Origin of the sequence: Nocardia noduli (assembly GCF_019038455.1) — a bacterium.
GTDB classification, from domain to species: Bacteria; Actinomycetota; Actinomycetes; order Mycobacteriales; family Mycobacteriaceae; genus Nocardia; species Nocardia noduli.
Genome location: NZ_JAFMPL010000286.1, coordinates 1 through 433, shown reverse-complemented (window position 1 = coordinate 433; position 433 = coordinate 1). Strand labels below are relative to the sequence as shown.

Here is a 433-nt window from a genome sequence, read left to right as displayed (position 1 = left end):
ACTGATCAGAGACCACCCCACGTCCACCGGATCCAGCTCGGGTCGTGTCAGCAGCCACTCCTGCAACCGGCGCCCCTGCGCGAGCAGGCCCTCACCGCTACGCCCCGACAACACCCACACCAACCCACCAGCCTTCGCAGCAGGCAAGTCCGTCGCAGGCATCGATTCGGTCGCAGACGCCGACTCCGGCGACTCAACGACCGCAGGTGCTTGTTCGAGAATGACGTGCGCATTCGTACCTGAGACGCCGAAGGACGAGATGCCCGCACGCAGGAGGTGCCCGTTGCGAGGCCACGGCCGTTCCTGGGTGAGCAGTTCGACTGCGCCGCTCGTCCAGTCGACATGGGTGGAGGGGGTGTCGACATGCAGGGTTTTCGGCAGTGTCTGGTGGCGTATGGCCTCGATCATCTTGATCACCCCGGCCACACCCGCG

Annotated in this window: 1 protein-coding gene; it reads right to left on the bottom strand. The window is 65.6% G+C overall.

Annotated elements, in window-relative coordinates; genetic code table 11:
* Positions 1 to 433: ketoacyl-synthetase C-terminal extension domain-containing protein (locus tag JZ792_RS41410; RefSeq protein ID WP_308165656.1), on the bottom strand; the 433-nt coding region annotated here is incomplete at both ends.